Genomic DNA, 16,426 nt, shown 5'->3' with positions numbered 1-16,426 from the left:
CGCTGTGGAAGCTGAAAACAAAAAAGCCACCTTGCGGTGGCTTTTTTGTCGAATCCTGGCGTCCCCACGGGGATTCGAACCCCGGTTATCGCCGTGAAAGGGCGGTGTCCTAGGCCTCTAGACGATGGGGACAGATTGTGGCGCACCCGGAGCGATTCGAACGCCCGACCCTTTGGTTCGTAGCCAAATACTCTATCCAACTGAGCTACGGGTGCGCTGGCGTCCCCACGGGGATTCGAACCCCGGTTATCGCCGTGAAAGGGCGGTGTCCTAGGCCTCTAGACGATGGGGACAGATTGTGGCGCACCCGGAGCGATTCGAACGCCCGACCCTTTGGTTCGTAGCCAAATACTCTATCCAACTGAGCTACGGGTGCGCTGTTCTCGTTTGACTGTTGTCTTGCGAGAGATGCGAACTATACGGATGGACGCTTTGAGTGTCAACACCTTTTTGTAAAAATCTGGCAGTATTTTGCAGGTTGGCGACAGCGAGTCGCCGAATTGACACAAAACCTACTACAAAAACAGGAGCTTGCATGGCTTTCGACGATCGCTTCCGTATTAGCAGTCACGCGGTGATTTTGAACGCGCAAGGCGAGGTACTGCTATTGCAGGCCAGTTACGGCAAGCAGGCCTGGGGTTTGCCGGGGGGCGCGCTGGAGCCTGGGGAGACCATTCACCAGGCGCTGCAGCGCGAGTGCCTAGAAGAGCTGGGCGTTGCCGTGCAGATAGATTGCCTGACCGGGGTCTACTATCACGCAGCGTACGAATCGCAGGCCTGCATCTTTCGTTGTCGTTTGCCGGCGGGGGCCGGCTTGACGCTGAGCGACGAACATCTGGCCTGGCGTTACTCGCCGCTGCATGACTTGTCGCCAGTGCAACGGCAGCGGGTGGCCGACTGTCTGGCGTTTGACGGCGTGGTGCGCAGCGCGGCCTTCTAATGACCTTGTAAAAGCATGGCGGCCAACCTCGTTGCCGGGGTTGGCCGCCTTGATGTGGTGCGGTATGCCTATAGTGGCAGGTGCGGTGTCAGCTGGTTGATCTGGTGCAGCGCCTTGCGGAAACGGGCGTGCGCGCGCGAGACGGTAGACTGGCTGATATCCAGCTGCCGCGATGCGGCGTAACCGGTCATGCCGTCGATCTCGATGAGCCATACGGCTTCACGGGACTTTTTCTTCAGGCCGATCAGATTGGCGATGTGGTTGAAGTGTTCCAGTCGCATGATGGTTTCTCCTGCAGGTGGGTTGCGGTGGGGCAAACCTGAATTCAGCATAGACCCATGCAGGAAAAATGCACCTGTTTATTGTGGCCGTACCGCCCGTGTGCGTTGCGGCCAACCGCGGTCAGAAACGGCGGCCCAGGTGTGCCTTGTGCATGATGGTGGACGCGATCTCTTCAATCGACTTGTGCGTGGTGCTGATGAACGGCACTGAATGGTGGCGGAACATCGATTCCGCTTCGTTCACCTCGCGGCGGCAGTTGTCCATGCTGGCGTAGCGCGAGTCCGGGCGTCGCTCCGAGCGGATGAAGTGCAGGCGGTTCGGATCGATGGTGAGGCCGAAGATCTTGTTCTTGAACGGCAGCAGCATCTTGGGCAGGGTCGGGCTGCTGAGGTCTTCCGGCGTCAGCGGGTAGTTAGCCGCCTTGATGCCGTATTGCAGCGCCAGGTACAGGCAGGTAGGGGTTTTGCCCGAGCGCGACACGCCCACCAGGATCACGTCGGCCTCGTCCAGGTCTTTCAGCTTCACGCCGTCGTCGTGGTTCAGCGAGTAGTTCACCGCTTCGATACGATGGTCGTATTTCTCTTCATTGGACATGCCGTGGGCCTTGCCCACTTCCAGGGTGGCTTTTTCGCCCAGCTCTTTTTCCAGCTCGCCGATAAAGGTTTCGAAGAAGTCGATCACCAGCGCGCTGTTGATGTTGAGGGCGGCGCGCACGTCCGCCTTGATGATACTGGTGAAGACCAGTGGTTTCTCGTGGTCTTCCTGCGCCACTTCGTCGATACGACGCGCCAGTTCCTGCGCTTTTTCCACGGTATCGATGAACGGGACGGTTTCGCGTTTGAATTCTTCGGTATCGAACTGGGTCAGCAGGGTGTTACCCAGCGACTCGGCGGTAATGCCGGTGCGGTCGGAAACGAAGAAGGCGGAGCGGCGGTGCGGCATGGCAGGTCCTGTAATGCGGGTTGTTGGGCTGTCAGCAGTCTGTGCCGTTTTAGCGGCGACGGCAAGCAGCCAGATCAATACCGTGCCTGTAGCGCTGGCCGGCATTGTAGTGCCGCTATTACATTTCTTCCTTGGAAGTCATGGGGATACACAATATTTTTTATCCAGTGTGCTGATAATTCAGGGAAAGCCCTGTGTTGTGCGATGCAAAAGTAACTACGCAAAGCGGGTCTTGTTCGGCTAGAATGCGGGCTTCCCTATCGTCCAATCCAACACAGGAAGTGAAGTGATGGCAGAGAACTACGTCATCTGGTTCGAGAACCTGCGCATGACCGATGTCGAGAAAGTAGGCGGCAAGAACGCCTCCCTCGGCGAAATGATCAGTCAGCTGGCCCATTCCGGGGTGCGCGTTCCGGGCGGTTTTGCTACTACAGCAGATGCCTACCGGGATTTCCTCCAGCATAATGGTCTGGCTGACCGCATCAATGCGGCGTTGTCGAAGCTTGATATTGACGACGTAACGGAGCTGGCCCGTGTCGGCAAAGAGATCCGTCAATGGATCATCGACACGCCTTTCCCGGCCAAACTTGATGAAGACATCAAGACCGCCTGGGAAAAAATGGTCGCCGACGCCGGCGGCGCCGACATCTCCGTAGCAGTCCGTTCCTCTGCAACCGCAGAAGACCTCCCCGATGCCTCGTTCGCAGGCCAGCAAGAAACCTTCCTGAATATCCGTGGCCTTGACAACGTCAAAGACGCCATGAAGCACGTATTCGCTTCCCTGTACAACGATCGCGCCATTTCCTACCGCGTGCACAAAGGCTTTGCCCACGATGTGGTGGCACTGTCTGCCGGTGTACAGCGCATGGTGCGTTCCGACAGCGGCGCTGCGGGCGTGATGTTCACCATCGATACCGAATCCGGCTTTGAAGACGTGGTGTTCATCACCTCGTCCTACGGCCTGGGCGAAACGGTGGTGCAAGGTGCGGTGAACCCGGACGAATTCTACGTTCACAAGCCGACGCTGAAAGCCGGCCGTCCTGCCATCCTGCGCAAGACCATGGGCTCTAAGCTGATAAAGATGGAATTCACCGACGCGTCGCAAGCCGGCCGTTCCGTGAAAACCGTGGACGTGGCCGAAGACCTGCGCAAGCAGTTCTCGATCACCGATGCCGAAGTGGCCGAACTGGCCCAGTACGCGCTGATCATCGAAAAACACTACGCCCGCCCGATGGATATCGAGTGGGGCCGCGACGGCCTGGATGGCAAGCTCTACATCCTGCAGGCGCGTCCGGAAACGGTGAAGTCGCAGGAAGACCGCAAGGACACCCTGCGCCGCTACCGTCTGAAAAACACCTCCACCGTGCTGTGTGAAGGCCGTGCCATTGGTCAGAAGATCGGCCAGGGTACCGTGCGCATGATCAAGGACGCGTCCGAGATGGATCAGGTCAAAGCCGGCGACGTGCTGGTTACCGACATGACCGACCCGGATTGGGAGCCGGTAATGAAGCGCGCTGCCGCGATCGTGACCAACCGTGGCGGCCGTACCTGCCACGCGGCCATCATTGCGCGCGAGCTGGGCATTCCGGCGGTAGTAGGTTGTGGCGACGCCACCGACCTGCTGCAGGATGGCATGCAAGTGACCGTTTCCTGCGCCGAAGGCGACACCGGCAACATCTATGATGGCCTGCTGGACGTGGAAATCATCGAGCTCGAACTCGACAAGATGCCGAAGTCGCCGGTGAAGATCATGATGAACGTGGGCAACCCGGAACTGGCTTTCGACTTCGCGCAGCTGCCGAACGAAGGCGTGGGCCTGGCGCGCATGGAGTTCGTGATCAACCGTCAGATCGGTATCCACCCGAAAGCGCTGCTGGAATTCGACAGCCTGCCGGCCGACCTGAAAGCGACCATCACCGATCGCATCGCCGGTTACGCCAGCCCGGTTGACTTCTACGTCGACAAGATCGCCGAAGGCGTGTCCACGCTGGCTGCGGCCTTCTCGCCGAAAAAGGTGATCGTGCGTATGTCCGACTTCAAGTCGAACGAGTACGCCAACCTGATCGGCGGCCAACTGTACGAACCGCACGAAGAAAACCCGATGCTGGGCTTCCGTGGTGCCGCGCGTTACGTGGCCGACAGCTTCCGCGACTGTTTCGAGCTGGAATGCCGCGCCATCAAGAAAGTGCGCGACGTAATGGGCCTCACCAACGTGGAAGTGATGATCCCGTTCGTGCGTACCCTGGCCGAAGCCGAAAAAGTGATCGAGATCCTGGCCGCCAACGGCCTGAAGCGCGGCGAAAACGGCCTGCGCCTGATCATGATGTGCGAACTGCCGACCAACGCCATTCTGGCCGAGAAGTTCCTGCAGCACTTTGACGGTTTCTCCATCGGTTCCAACGACATGACCCAGCTTACTCTGGGCGTAGATCGTGACTCCGGCGGCCCGATCGCCTCCACCTTCGACGAGCGCAACGAAGCCGTGAAAGCCATGCTGCATATGGCGATCCAGGCTTGCCGCAAACTCGACAAGTACGTAGGTATCTGCGGTCAAGGCCCGTCCGATCACCCGGACTTCGCCAAGTGGCTGGTGGAAGAGGGCATCGAAACCGTGTCCCTGAACCCGGATACCGTGGTGGAAACCTGGTTGTACCTGGCCAAGGAACTGAACGCCTAAGCGTTGCGTTTCTGCCCCACGCCCGACTCGCCAAAACGGCTTCCGTTTTGCCCTGGTCGGGCGTTTTTCATGGATGATTCATGTAGTGCGCAGGTAACACCCCAGACGCCTGGGGCAGGGTGGTAAACTTGGCCATCCCTTTTTGCGACCTACGTGATACGAGGACAATAATGAGCAGCCGTATCTCCCTCTCCCGTTTCCTGATTGAAGAACAGCGCCAGCACGGCGCGCTGCCGCCGGACCTGCGCCTGCTGATCGAAACCGTGGCACGTGCCTGCAAGGCCATCGCCCACTCGGTTAACAAAGGTGCATTGGCTGGCGTGCTGGGCGATGCCGGTACCGGCAACGTGCAGGGCGAAGCCCAGAAAAAACTGGACGTAATCGCCAACGACATCCTGCTGGAAGCCAACGAATGGGGTGGCAACCTGGGCGCGATGGCGTCGGAAGAAATGGAGCTGCCGCACTCCATCCCCGGGCACATGCCGCGTGGCCGCTACCTGCTGATGTTCGACCCGCTGGACGGCTCGTCCAATATCGACGTCAACATCTCGGTTGGCACCATCTTCTCGGTGCTGGAAGCACCGGAAGGCAACACCCAGCCGACCGAAGCCGACTTCCTGCAGCCGGGCAACCGCCAGGTGGCTGCCGGCTACGCCGTGTACGGCCCGCAGAACATGTTGGTGCTGACGTTTGGCCAAGGCGTGTACGGTTTCACGCTGGACCGCGAGCTGGGTTCCTGGGTGCTGACCCACCGCAAGATGGTGGTACCGGCCACCACCGGCGAGTTCGCCATCAACATGTCCAACCAGCGCCACTGGGAAGCCCCGGTACAGCGCTACGTCAGCGAACTGCTGGCCGGCAAGGAGGGCCCGCTGGGCAAGGACTACAACATGCGCTGGGTAGCGTCGATGGTGGCCGAGGTGCATCGCATCATCACCCGCGGCGGCATCTTCATGTACCCGAAAGACGCGCGTGATCCGGCCAAACCGGGCAAGCTGCGCCTGATGTACGAAGGCAACCCGATGGCCTTCATCATCGAGCAAGCGGGCGGCTTGGCCACCAACGGCCACCAGCGCATCCTGGACATCCAGCCGAACGGCCTGCACGAGCGCGTGGCGGTGTTCCTGGGCTCCAAGGAAGAAGTGGCGCGCGTTACCGGCTACCACCAGGCCTGATGACGTGTTGCGGCCAACGTTGGCCGCCATCTGCCTCGCCCAGCCGCCGGCCTTGTGTCGGCGGTTTTGCATTGTTCGGGTTTTATGTTCCCGCGTTGCAGCAATGCGGCTTTCGGCCAGGGGGCGAAACGCCTAAAATAGCGCGGCAAACCCAACACAGCCCCTACGCTGGAGAACCCAATAATGACCATCATCCGTCAGGACGACTTCATCCAGAGCATTGCCGATGCCTTCCAGTACATCAGCTGCTACCACCCGAAAGACTATATCGAGGCGCTGTACCAGGCCTACCTGCACGAGGAAAGCCCGGCCGCCAAAGACGCCATGGCGCAGATCCTGATCAACAGCCGCATGTGTGCCGAAGGCCGCCGCCCGATCTGCCAGGATACCGGTATCGCCGTGGTGTTCCTGAAAGTGGGCATGAAGGTGCAGTGGGACAGCACCCTGTCGGTACAGGAAATGGTGAACGAGGGCGTACGTCGCGCCTACAACAACCCGGACAACAAGCTGCGCGCCTCCGTGCTGCTGGACCCGGCGGGAAAGCGCCAGAACTCCAAGGACAACACCCCGGCCGTGGTGCACTTCGAGATTGTTGAAGGCGACGGCGTGGAAGTGATCTGTGCCGCCAAAGGCGGCGGTTCCGAGAACAAGTCCAAGTTCTACGCGCTGAACCCGTCCGACAGCATCGTCGACTGGGTCGTGAAGACCGTGCCGACCATGGGTGCTGGCTGGTGTCCGCCGGGCATCCTGGGTATCGGCATTGGTGGTACCCCGGAAAAGGCCATGCTGCTGGCCAAAGAGTCGCTGATGGACCACGTGGACATCCACGAGCTGAAAGCCAAGGCTGCCAGCGGTGCCGAGCTGAGCCGCGTGGAGCAGCTGCGCCTGGAAATCTTCGAAAAAGTGAACGCGCTGGGCATCGGCGCGCAAGGTCTGGGCGGCCTGACCACCGTGCTGGACGTGAAGATCCTGGATTACCCGACCCACGCCGCCAGCCTGCCGGTCGCCATGATCCCCAACTGTGCCGCCACCCGCCACGTGCATTTCCACCTGGACGGCAACGGCCCGGCCCGTCTGGACCCGCCGAGCCTGGAAGACTGGCCGGAAATCACCTACGACGCCTCTAATGGCAAGCGTGTCGACCTCGACAATATCACCCCGGAAGAAGTGGCCAGCTGGCAGCCGGGCGACGTGCTGCTGCTGAACGGCAAGATCCTGACCGGTCGTGACGCCGCGCACAAGCGCATGGTGGACATGCTGAACAAGGGCGAGAAGCTGCCGGTAGACTTCACCAACCGCTTCATCTACTACGTGGGCCCGGTAGACCCGGTGCGTGACGAAGTGGTTGGCCCGGCCGGCCCCACCACCGCCACCCGCATGGACAAGTTCACCCGCCAGATGCTGGAACAGACCGGCCTGTTGGGCATGATCGGTAAGGCCGAGCGCGGCCCGGCAGCCATCGAAGCCATCAAGGACAACAAAGCCGTGTACCTGATGGCGGTGGGTGGCTCTGCCTATCTGGTGTCCAAGGCCATCAAGGCCTCCAAAGTGGTGGGTTTTGCCGATCTGGGCATGGAAGCCATTTACGAGTTTGAAGTGAAAGACATGCCGGTAACCGTGGCGGTCGACGCCTGTGGTACCTCGGTACACAACACCGGCCCGGCAGAATGGAGCGTGAAGATCGCCGACATCGCCCGCGCCAAGCAGCAAGCCTGACGCCCGGTCTGCGGTCAACTTCACCAACCCCGTCGCATCTGCGGCGGGGTTTTTTATTGCCATGTCGTTGTCGACCTAAAAAGCCCTATAGAAGTCATGGTGTTTGCCGTTGCTAATACCAAATTAGTACCAATATAAGACCTCTGTGGCAGAATCGTGACTCGTCATCACCCGCCATCCGCTGGCAGCGACAGGGAGCAAATCATGAAAGTCAAACACAAAGCCTGGCTGATATCGCTACTGGTATTAATCAGCATGCTAGCCATCGCGCTGGCTGGTACCTACACCATGCGCCACATGAGCGATCTGGATAACCGCGCCCGCATCCGGCAATTGATGTCCAGCACCTATTCCAGCATCGTGCAACTGGAACAGCTGGCCGCCAGCGGCCAACTGACCGACGCCCAGGCCAAAGCCATCGCCACCCGCCTGCTGCGCGAGAACAAGTACAGCACGTCGGAGTACGTGTACGTTGCCGACGACAAGCTGCTGTTTGTCGCCACCCCGCTGGACCCGCAGCTGCACGGCACCAGCTTCAACGATTTCAAGGACGCCGATGGCAACAGCGTTGGCGCCATCCTCAGTAACGCATTGCAGCGTTCGGGCGGCCAGCTGACCGAGTACTGGTGGACGGCGGTGCGTGACGGCGAGGTAGTCGACCTGCTGTCGGTGGCGCAGCGCACACCGCGCTGGCAATGGGTGGTGGGCACCGGCATCAGCTTTGCCGAGGTTGATCAGCGCTTCTGGCAAACCGCTCGCTGGCAGGTACTGATTGCGATGCTGCTGGTAGCCGGCATCGCTGCCATCATCCTGCTCTCGGTACGTGGTTTGTTACGCAAGCTTGGCGGCGAGCCCAGCGAGGTTCAGGCACTGGTGCAGCGAGTAGCGGCAGGCGACCTGCGCGGTGTCGATGATGGTCAGGCGGTGGTGGAAGGCAGCATTCATGCCTCGGTGTTGCAAATGCGGCAGGCATTGCGTCGCCTGCTGGGGGATCTGGCGCAGTCGGTGCATGTACTGAACCAGAGCAGCAACGCCATTGTGGAGCAGGCCGGCAGCAGCCGTCAGCTGGCGCAGCAGCAGAATGATGCGACTGAACGCATCCGTGCCGCTACCGAGCAGTTCAGTCAACGCGTGACTGCCGCAGCCAGCCAGGCGCACGCCGCCCGCATGCAGAGCGACGACGCCAGTATCAATGCCAGCAATGGCCAGACCGTGATTGCCGGTGCTATCGAGCGGCTGAATGAAATCGGCACCTTGGTCAGCGCTACCCAAGCCAGTATTGATGACCTGGTTGGCCGTTTGGGCAGCATTACCACCGTGATCGGGGTTATCCGCGACGTGGCCGATCAGACCAATCTACTGGCCCTGAATGCCGCTATCGAAGCGGCGCGCGCCGGCGAACAAGGCCGAGGTTTTGCCGTGGTGGCGGACGAAGTACGCAAGCTTGCCGAGCGTACCAGTCAGGCCACAGGGGAGATTACCAGCACGATCGGCAGTATCCAGAGCAACAGCCAGCTGACCAAGCAGCGCATGGATGAGATGGTGGAGCAACTGCGAGGCGGTATTTCGCAAGCCCAGGATGGCGGCATGGCGGTCAGTACCATCCGCAGTGGTACCGAGGCACTGTGCAGCGAGATGCTGGCCGTAGAACAGGTGTTACAACAGCAGGCCGATACCAGCCAGGGCATACGCGGTGACCTGCGCGAAGTCAGCAGCATTTCGGTCTCCACCCGCGCAGCGACCGAACAAACACTCGGCATGGCCGAGGCGATCAGCCGGGCCAGCAAAGAGCTGGCTGATTTGTCTGATCGCTTTCGGCTGTAGTGTCTCCTCTGGCCTGCGGCCTGTTCGATAGCCAATCTATGCTCGGCAGGGGCTGGTACGCCAGCTCCGCCATGGTAGGCATGTACGTGCTACATTACGGCCGCAGTTTGGCGGTACCGCCGTTTGTCGCAACTACGGTAAAGATAGCGCCACCTGGCTAGCCTATGCCGCAGCATAGGCATGGCTGGCCGCAATCTTGTTGACACGTGACACGCTCAGCGTCGCAACAGACGCCGCTTCAGCTTCTGCCACACCCAGCGTGCCGCCACCGTGGCTACCATCATCACGATACGCTTGCGTATTGACATCAACTGCTTCCTTTGATGTTGGCGTAAACAAACTGCTTGCCGTCACGGGTGAAGGCCATCACCTTGTAAGGCTGGCTCACCGGCCCCTCCATACCCGGGCTGCCTATCGGCATGCCTGCCACTGCCAAGCCGGCAACGGCCGGTTTTTCTTTCAGCAGGCGCTGCACTATTGCGGCGGGTACATGGCCTTCGATCAGATAGCTGCCAATGCGGGCGGTATGGCAGCTTTGCAAGTTGGCCGGTATACCCAGTTGCTGTTTCAGCGCCGCCATGTCCTGACGCGGCTGTGCTGTCAGCGATAGTTGATGTGCCTGCATATGCTGTGCCCATTTGCCGCAGCAGCCACAGTTCGGGTCATGAAACAGCTGGCCACTACTCGCCGCTAATGCTGGCAGTGCTACTGCGCCTAGTAGTATCGATAGTATTCTCATGGTGCTTTTCGCCAAGATTCGACAGGCTTCTGAGAGGTGGCGGCAGCGGGAGTTCCATTGCTGTGCCATACTCGCGCTTTTGTACGAGGTAGCAAAGATCGTGTGGCGTGGCTTGTGGGGAGTATTGCTGTTGCTGTTGTGGCAGCCGTTGGCAGCGCAGACGCTAGTGCTATCGCGTGGCTTGCTGTCTGACCCGCTGGGTAGTTACAGCGTACAGCAGGTACAGCAGCAAGCCTTCACCCCGTTGCCGGGTGTACTGGCGCGCGGGTATACCTCGCAAGTCAGCTGGTTGCGCTTGCAGGTGGCTCATGGTCAGGCCAGCGAGCCTTTTGTATTGCGCGTGCGGCCAGCTTATCTGGATGATGTGAAACTGTACTGGCAAGACCGCAACGGGCGCTGGCACAGTGCGGCAGATGGCGATCGCTATCCTTACGCCCAGCGCAGTTATCCTGGCATCACGCCGGCCTTCCTGTTACAGCAAGACAGCCCGCAACGCGTGTATTACCTACGCTTGCAAACCACCAGTACCAGCCTGCTGAGCGTGGAAGCACAAAGTCTGCAACAAGCCCTGCAACAGGACGCGCGGCACTTTGGCTGGCAGATTTTCTATTACGCCGTCTTGCTGTGGCTGCTGGTATGGGCCATTGCCGATTATCGCCACAGTCGAGACCGCGTCGTTGGCCTGTTCATTCCTTACCAGTTGCTGTCCATTCTCTGCAACCTGGCGTTCATGGGTTATTACAGCATGCTGGTGCCGAAAGCCTGGCCGCAGTTGGCCGATGTGGCTACCAGCTGGACGTCCACGTTGTTCTGTCTGGCCAGTGTGTTGTTTCACCGTCGTCTGTTGCTGGGTTTTGCGCCACCGGCGCCGCTGGCCTGGTTGTTGCGCCTGTTGCCGGTGTACTTCCCCTTGCTGTTTTTACTGTTGGCTGTAGGTGTGGTGCAACCCGTGATGCAGACCAATACCAGCATGGCCACGCTGCAAGTGGTGTTGATGGCCGTCACTGCGTGGGCAGTGCCGCCGCACCCGCTGCGGCGTCTGTTACGCGTGCTCTATACGCTGTCTATAGCCGTGGTGGCCATTACCATGCTGCCCTTGCTGGGTGTGGGGGACGTGCTGGAAATGAACCGTTACGGCCAGTTATTGCTGTCTTTGCTGACCAGTGCGCTGGCTTATGTGCTGCTCCAGCGCCGCTCCAGCCAGCTGCGGCAGGAGCGGCGGGCCATCGCGCTGGAGCTGGAGCTGGCCAGGCAGCAGATCGACATCGAGCGCCAGCAGCGCGAGCAGCAAAGCCGCTTCATGGCCATGCTCACGCACGAACTGAAAACGCCGATGTCGGTCATCCGCATGGCCCTGGGCAGCTTGCGGCTGCAACTGGGCCAGCAGCGCCTGCTGCAGCACGCCGAGCACGCAGTAGACGACATGAATGCCGTGGTGGAGCGCTGTACGCTGGTAGACCGTATTGATCAGGGTGAACAAGCGCTGCAGTGCCAGACCGTGGTGCTGGCCGACTTGCTGGCGGACATCCGCGAGGCCTGCCGCGAGCCGTCACGTCTGGTACTGCAGCCGGCGACGCTGCCACTGTTGCAAACAGACACGCAGCTTTTGCGCATCGTATTATCAAATCTGATAGATAACGCTTTGAAGTATTCGCCTTCAAATAGCGAGGTGCATGTCAAATGTGGTGTTAGCGGTAGTAGTGTGTGGCTATCGGTTGACAATAAGCCCGCTGCTGCCGGCATGCCGGATGCAAGCAAGGTATTTACAAAGTATTATCGAAGTCCTGGTGCGCACAGCAAGACTGGTTCCGGTCTGGGGCTCTATCTGGTGCGGGGCCTGTGTACGCTGTTGCAGGGTCGCATCGCCTACCGGCCCGAAGCCGATATCGTGAGATTTGAAGTATGGTTACCCGTAACAATCCGTTGAATGTAGTGGTGGTGGAAGACCATGATGTACTGCGCGAAGTGACCATGGAAGCACTGCGTGTGCAGGGCTACCACGTTTATGGTGTTGATTGCGCCGAGGCACTGGGTGATCTGGCGGTGCAGCCTGACCTGTTCATCATCGACCTCAACCTGCCTGGCGAAGACGGTATCAGCCTGGCGCGTCGCTTGCGGAGCAGCCAGCCGGAGGTCGGCATCATCATGACCACTGCGCGTAATAGCATAGCGGCGCGGGTTGAGGGCTATGCCAGCGGTGCAGACATCTACCTCACCAAACCTTGTTCGCTGGAAGAGCTGTTGGCCGCAGTGCGCTCGCTGGCGCGTCGTTTGCACGAAAGCCGCGAGGCGGCGCGTACCTGGTGGCTGCATAGCGACCAGCAGCAGCTCTCCGGACCGGCGGGCGTGGTACCGCTGACCGCCTCCGAGTTTGCGCTGCTAGCCGGCCTGTGTCGCGCCCCCGGGCGGCAACTGGAAACCTGGCAGATGATCGAGTTACTGGGCAAGCGGCTGGAAGACTACAGCAAGGCCAATCTGGAAGTGCAGCTGGTACGCTTGCGTAAAAAGCTGGTGCAAGCTGGCTGTGACAGCAGTGCTCTGAAGGCAGTACGCGGCCAGGGGTATCAGCTGGCTGTGGCGCTGGCTATCCAGTAAACCGTCTTTGTCATTGATAAAGCGACCCCGCTTGCCTGGCAGGCGGGGTCGCTTTTTACGGGTAGCTGCTGGCAGTGCGCTGCATCGCCCACCGCTGCGGCCAACCTTGGCACGGTTAGGTCTGATCAGGCAGCAAAGCGGCTGCTTGCCGTGCTGTTGCGCGGCTTGTCGTCGTAGGCGCGCATCATGTCCATCAGGCGCTGGGCAATGCGGCTTTGCATCTCCTGGCTCAGGCTGGTGCTGCTACTGGCGCTGGCGGTGCTGGTGTCGCTGCTGCTGTCTTCGCTACTGGCTTGCTGCTGTTGCTGCTCGCGGTAGGCCACGCTTTCGCTGAAGGTGACCTTGCCGTCACCGTCTGCGTCGGCTTCGTCGAAGTTGTCCGCCAGTTCGCTGAACATGCTGGCACCACGGCTGTCACCGGCTTCTTCCGCCGCGCTGGCCAGCAGGCTGAGCTGTTCCTGGTCGAAACCTTCGTCCTGGCCTTGTCCCCCGCGGCCTCCGCCTGGCGGCGGGGGCGGCGGCATGCCATTCATGCCGCCCATGCCCTGTTGCACGCGCATGGCGTTGAACTGGCTGTCCAGCTGGTCTTGCAAGGCCTGGATGCCGGTGGTCAGTTCGTCTTGAGTGAGCTTGCCGTCGCTATCGCTGTCCAGGCTGGAGAACACTTCTTCGCCGCTGGCCTGTTGCTGGCTGCTGGACAGCTGGCTAATGGCCGAGGTGAAGTCGCTGGCTTCCAGATAACCCTGTTTGTCGGTGTCCAGCTTGCTGAAAATCTGTGCGGCAACATCGCTGGCCTCCGGTTTGGGCCGGCCACGCGGCCCGCCCATACCTTGCATCACGGCGGTTTGATAACTGCCGCTACTGCTTGAGATGCTGTTCATGATGGATCTCCCTGTAGGGGTAAAAAGGCCCGCCTGCAGCGCGTCCATGACAAAAAAGTGATACGGCCTGTAGCGGGCCGTATCACTTTATGGCGATGTTGTAAGCGGCATTTATCGTGTTTGTATCGCCGCCGATACAAACGCTGCGGTCTTAGCGCGGCAGTCGCAGTGTCGCCAGCAAGCCGCCTTGCGGCGCATTGGCCAGCAACAGTTCGCCACCCATGCGCCGTGCGCCGTCGCGGGTAATGGTCAGCCCCAGGCCGGTGCCGCCAGTGTGGCGATTACGCGAATCTTCCAGCCGCACAAACGGTTCCAGTACCCGCGCCAGCTGGTTTTCCGGAATGCCAGGCCCGTAATCACGAATGCAGATTTCCACGTAGTCGGCGTTCTGTTGCAGCAGGATGTCGGCGTGTTCGCCGTAGCGCAGCGCGTTGCCCAGCAGGTTGTCCAGGCAGCGGCGCAGTGTGGCCGGCAGCGTCAGGATCTGGTCGGCATGACCGCTGAAGCTGACCGGCTGGCCCAGCTCCTGCGCGTCTTCGGCCATGGCCTGCAGCAGGGCTTCGATGTCCAGCTGTTGCCATTCGTCTTGCTGGCTGTTGTCGCGCAGGTAGGCGAGGGTAGCGTTCAGCATGTCGGCCATGTCGTCGATGTCCTGGTTCAGCCGCGTTTGCAATTGCGGGTCCTGTACCTGGGTACTGCGCAGGCGGATGCGGGTCAGCGGCGTGCGCAGGTCGTGCGACACCGCAGCCAGAAACTGGCTACGCTCGGTCATCTGCTGGCGCAGCTTGCTTTGCAGCGTGTTGAACAGCCGTGCCGCCTGCCGCGTTTCCAGCGGCCCGGTTTCGGCAATGGCCGGCGCGTCCAGCGTGCGGCCCAGTTCGCGGGCACCACGGGTCAGCTGTTCGATCGGGCGTGCCAGCCGGCGTGCGCCGTACCAGGCCAGCAGGCTGACTGCCACCAGTTGCAGGGCGAAGCCGTACCAGAATTCAGGCGGCAGACGGCCAGGCCCGGGTGGCCCCGGTGGCTGCGGTGGCATCCGGGGCCGCGCATCCATGGCGCTACCTTGTTCCGGCCCGAACGGGGCTGGCCTGGGCTGCGGTGCTGGCCTCAGCCCAGGCGGCAGGTCTTGCGGCGCAGGCATCATCACTACCTCTGTGGACGTGATGGCCCCTTTGGGCAGCGGCTCTGCCACGCTTGGTGGCCCAGGGCCGAACAGCGCAAACAGTAGCGTCATGATGATGTGGCTGCAGAGCAGCGCGGCCAGCACCAGGCAGAACAGGCGGGTAAACAGGGTATCGCGCGGGCGCCAGCGCATGTCAGCCTACCTTGCTGTCCAGCAGATAGCCTTCGCCGCGGACGGTTTTCAACAACTGCGGCTGTTTCGGGTCGTCGCCCAGCTTCTGGCGCAAGCGCGATACCAGCAGGTCGATGCTACGGTCGAAGGCTTCTACGGTACGGCCCCGGGCGGCGTCCATCAGCTGTTCGCGGCTGAGGATGCGTTGCGGGCGTTCCAGAAACGCGCACAACAGCCGGTATTCGGCGTTGGACAGCGGCACCACCAGCTGCGCCGGGGTGGTGATCTCGCGCTTCAGGTGGCTCAGGCGCCAGCCGGCAAACTGAACCGTGTCCTGTTCGCCCGGCGTGCTGCTGCCACGGGCGCGGCGCAGGATGGTGTGGATGCGCGCCACCAGCTCGCGCGGGTCGAACGGTTTCACCACGTAATCGTCGGCGCCCAGCTCCAGGCCTACCACGCGGTCGGCCGACTCGCCACGGGCGGTGAGCATGATGATCGGCGTATCGCCGACGCTGCGCACGTGACGACACAGCGACAGGCCGTCTTCGCCGGGCAGCATCAGGTCGAGGATGATCAGGTCGAAGCTGGTGTGCGCCAGCGCGTCGCGCATGGCCTGGCCATTGCCGACACACAGGCATTGCATGCCGTAGCTTTGCAGGTAGTGCGCCAGCAGGTCGCGGATATCGGGGTCGTCGTCAACGATCAGCAGATGGATGCTGTGTTCGTTCATGAAAGCTCCTTGGCTACGCCGGGTTGCCCGTAGCGGGGTCGGCGTCATGTTCATTCTGACGCAAGTGGGCGCATGCTGCTTGCGTGCACAGCGGGGGATCAGCCCGGCACGGCTACCGGGTGGCGCGTACTATCGGGCGAAGCCGGCGGGGTCGTACTGTCGCTGCGACCCAGGCGCTGCATGTGCGCCAGCCATTCGGCCGGTGCTTGCAGCGACGGTGCTGCCAGGCTGGTGGCACGTAGTGCCTGCGGCAGGTTGAGCTTGACGGCAGCCGGCCAGCGGAAAGCTACCGGCTGCGTCGGCCTCGCGTCGGCATCGGTCTCGGGTAGCAAGGCGAACAGCGTCTGCGGGTCTGGCAGGGGCGCGGTAGGGTTGGCCGCCGCCGTTAGCGGCGCGGCCAGGCTCAGCAACACGCAGACCGGTGTGAGCAGTGAGGTCTTCATCGATAGGCTCCGTTTTTATTATCGGATGGCGCCGCACGGGGCGGGCCACCAGCCCGGCATTGCAGGCTGTCCAGGCGACCGGCTGCGCCCGTTTGGGCCAGACCGGTGCCATGCGCTCTTGGCGATGCTGTCAGTATCGATAGTGTCTGTGTAGGGGTATTGTCGGTTTTGTAAGGGTTTTGATACAA

The 16,426-nt window shown here is 61.1% G+C and carries 14 protein-coding genes and 4 tRNA genes; 7 read left to right on the top strand and 11 right to left on the bottom strand.

Annotated elements, in window-relative coordinates; translation table 11 throughout:
- Positions 1 to 56 precede the first annotated feature (56 nt).
- From ACK4FZ_RS08440 to ACK4FZ_RS08425, 4 genes are all read right to left on the bottom strand, one after another.
- Positions 57 to 132, bottom strand: a tRNA-Glu gene (locus tag ACK4FZ_RS08440).
- 6 nt (positions 133 to 138) lie between these two features.
- Positions 139 to 215: transfer RNA gene (locus ACK4FZ_RS08435), tRNA-Arg, on the bottom strand.
- A gap of 2 nt (positions 216 to 217) precedes the next feature.
- A tRNA-Glu gene (locus tag ACK4FZ_RS08430) sits at positions 218 to 293 on the bottom strand.
- Between the two features lie 6 nt (positions 294 to 299).
- A tRNA-Arg gene (locus ACK4FZ_RS08425) sits at positions 300 to 376 on the bottom strand.
- A gap of 159 nt (positions 377 to 535) precedes the next feature.
- Between ACK4FZ_RS08425 and ACK4FZ_RS08420 the strand changes: the two genes are divergently transcribed.
- Positions 536 to 940 (top strand): NUDIX hydrolase, encoded by a 405-nt coding sequence (locus tag ACK4FZ_RS08420; RefSeq protein WP_409819798.1) that lies wholly within the window; start codon positions 536 to 538, stop codon positions 938 to 940.
- A gap of 68 nt (positions 941 to 1,008) precedes the next feature.
- Here ACK4FZ_RS08420 and ACK4FZ_RS08415 read toward each other — a convergent pair whose 3' ends face one another.
- Both ACK4FZ_RS08415 and ACK4FZ_RS08410 read right to left on the bottom strand, forming a co-directional pair.
- On the bottom strand, positions 1,009 to 1,221 hold the full coding sequence (locus tag ACK4FZ_RS08415; protein ID WP_144371276.1) for a sigma factor-like helix-turn-helix DNA-binding protein: 213 nt from the start codon (positions 1,219 to 1,221) through the stop codon (positions 1,009 to 1,011).
- A 121-nt stretch (positions 1,222 to 1,342) separates the two neighbouring features.
- A complete protein-coding gene (locus ACK4FZ_RS08410; protein WP_409819796.1) occupies positions 1,343 to 2,164 on the bottom strand; it encodes a pyruvate, water dikinase regulatory protein in 822 nt (273 codons plus the stop codon).
- Between the two features lie 289 nt (positions 2,165 to 2,453).
- On the opposite strand from ACK4FZ_RS08410, the gene ppsA reads away from it, so the two are divergent.
- The 4 genes from ppsA to ACK4FZ_RS08390 all read left to right on the top strand — a co-directional run bounded on the left by ppsA (position 2,454) and on the right by ACK4FZ_RS08390 (position 9,556).
- Complete coding sequence (ppsA, locus tag ACK4FZ_RS08405; RefSeq protein ID WP_409819793.1) at positions 2,454 to 4,841, top strand: phosphoenolpyruvate synthase; 2,388 nt, start codon at positions 2,454 to 2,456, stop codon at positions 4,839 to 4,841.
- Between the two features lie 170 nt (positions 4,842 to 5,011).
- On the top strand, positions 5,012 to 6,016 hold the full coding sequence (locus ACK4FZ_RS08400; RefSeq protein WP_409819791.1) for a class 1 fructose-bisphosphatase: 1,005 nt from the start codon (positions 5,012 to 5,014) through the stop codon (positions 6,014 to 6,016).
- A gap of 183 nt (positions 6,017 to 6,199) precedes the next feature.
- Positions 6,200 to 7,732 (top strand): fumarate hydratase, encoded by a 1,533-nt coding sequence (locus ACK4FZ_RS08395; protein WP_144371272.1) that lies wholly within the window; start codon positions 6,200 to 6,202, stop codon positions 7,730 to 7,732.
- A 204-nt stretch (positions 7,733 to 7,936) separates the two neighbouring features.
- Positions 7,937 to 9,556: a methyl-accepting chemotaxis protein gene (locus tag ACK4FZ_RS08390; RefSeq protein WP_409819788.1), complete on the top strand. Its 1,620-nt coding sequence runs from the start codon at positions 7,937 to 7,939 to the stop codon at positions 9,554 to 9,556.
- Positions 9,557 to 9,863: 307 nt separating this feature from the next.
- On the opposite strand, the gene ACK4FZ_RS08385 is transcribed toward ACK4FZ_RS08390, so the two are convergent.
- Positions 9,864 to 10,181, bottom strand: coding sequence for a DUF411 domain-containing protein (locus tag ACK4FZ_RS08385; protein ID WP_409819785.1), 318 nt, complete (start codon positions 10,179 to 10,181; stop codon positions 9,864 to 9,866).
- Between the two features lie 244 nt (positions 10,182 to 10,425).
- Here ACK4FZ_RS08385 and ACK4FZ_RS08380 point away from each other — a divergent pair, with 244 nt between their 5' ends.
- Positions 10,426 to 12,222, top strand: a complete 1,797-nt coding sequence (locus tag ACK4FZ_RS08380) for a 7TM-DISM domain-containing protein (protein ID WP_409819783.1) — start codon at positions 10,426 to 10,428, stop codon at positions 12,220 to 12,222.
- Entirely contained in the window at positions 12,198 to 12,890 is a 693-nt protein-coding gene (locus ACK4FZ_RS08375) for a response regulator transcription factor (RefSeq protein ID WP_409819780.1), read from the top strand. Before ACK4FZ_RS08380 ends, ACK4FZ_RS08375 begins: the two co-directional genes overlap by 25 nt.
- 125 nt (positions 12,891 to 13,015) lie before the next feature.
- On the opposite strand, the gene ACK4FZ_RS08370 is transcribed toward ACK4FZ_RS08375, so the two are convergent.
- The 4 genes from ACK4FZ_RS08370 to ACK4FZ_RS08355 all read right to left on the bottom strand — a co-directional run bounded on the left by ACK4FZ_RS08370 (position 13,016) and on the right by ACK4FZ_RS08355 (position 16,238).
- The gene (locus ACK4FZ_RS08370; protein ID WP_409819777.1) at positions 13,016 to 13,771 is read right to left on the bottom strand and encodes an EF-hand domain-containing protein; all 756 of its coding nucleotides are present in this window, start codon (positions 13,769 to 13,771) and stop codon (positions 13,016 to 13,018) included.
- Between the two features lie 151 nt (positions 13,772 to 13,922).
- Positions 13,923 to 15,086, bottom strand: coding sequence for an ATP-binding protein (locus ACK4FZ_RS08365; protein ID WP_409819775.1), 1,164 nt, complete (start codon positions 15,084 to 15,086; stop codon positions 13,923 to 13,925).
- Between the two features lies 1 nt (position 15,087).
- On the bottom strand, positions 15,088 to 15,795 hold the full coding sequence (locus tag ACK4FZ_RS08360; protein WP_206210924.1) for a response regulator: 708 nt from the start codon (positions 15,793 to 15,795) through the stop codon (positions 15,088 to 15,090).
- A 98-nt stretch (positions 15,796 to 15,893) separates the two neighbouring features.
- Positions 15,894 to 16,238 (bottom strand): hypothetical protein, encoded by a 345-nt coding sequence (locus ACK4FZ_RS08355; RefSeq protein WP_409819771.1) that lies wholly within the window; start codon positions 16,236 to 16,238, stop codon positions 15,894 to 15,896.
- Between the last annotated feature and the right edge of the window lie 188 nt (positions 16,239 to 16,426).

This window comes from Vogesella sp., from assembly GCF_046297735.1.
GTDB lineage: Bacteria > Pseudomonadota > Gammaproteobacteria > Burkholderiales > Chromobacteriaceae > Vogesella > Vogesella urethralis.
This window is presented reverse-complemented; position numbering and strand designations above follow the sequence as displayed.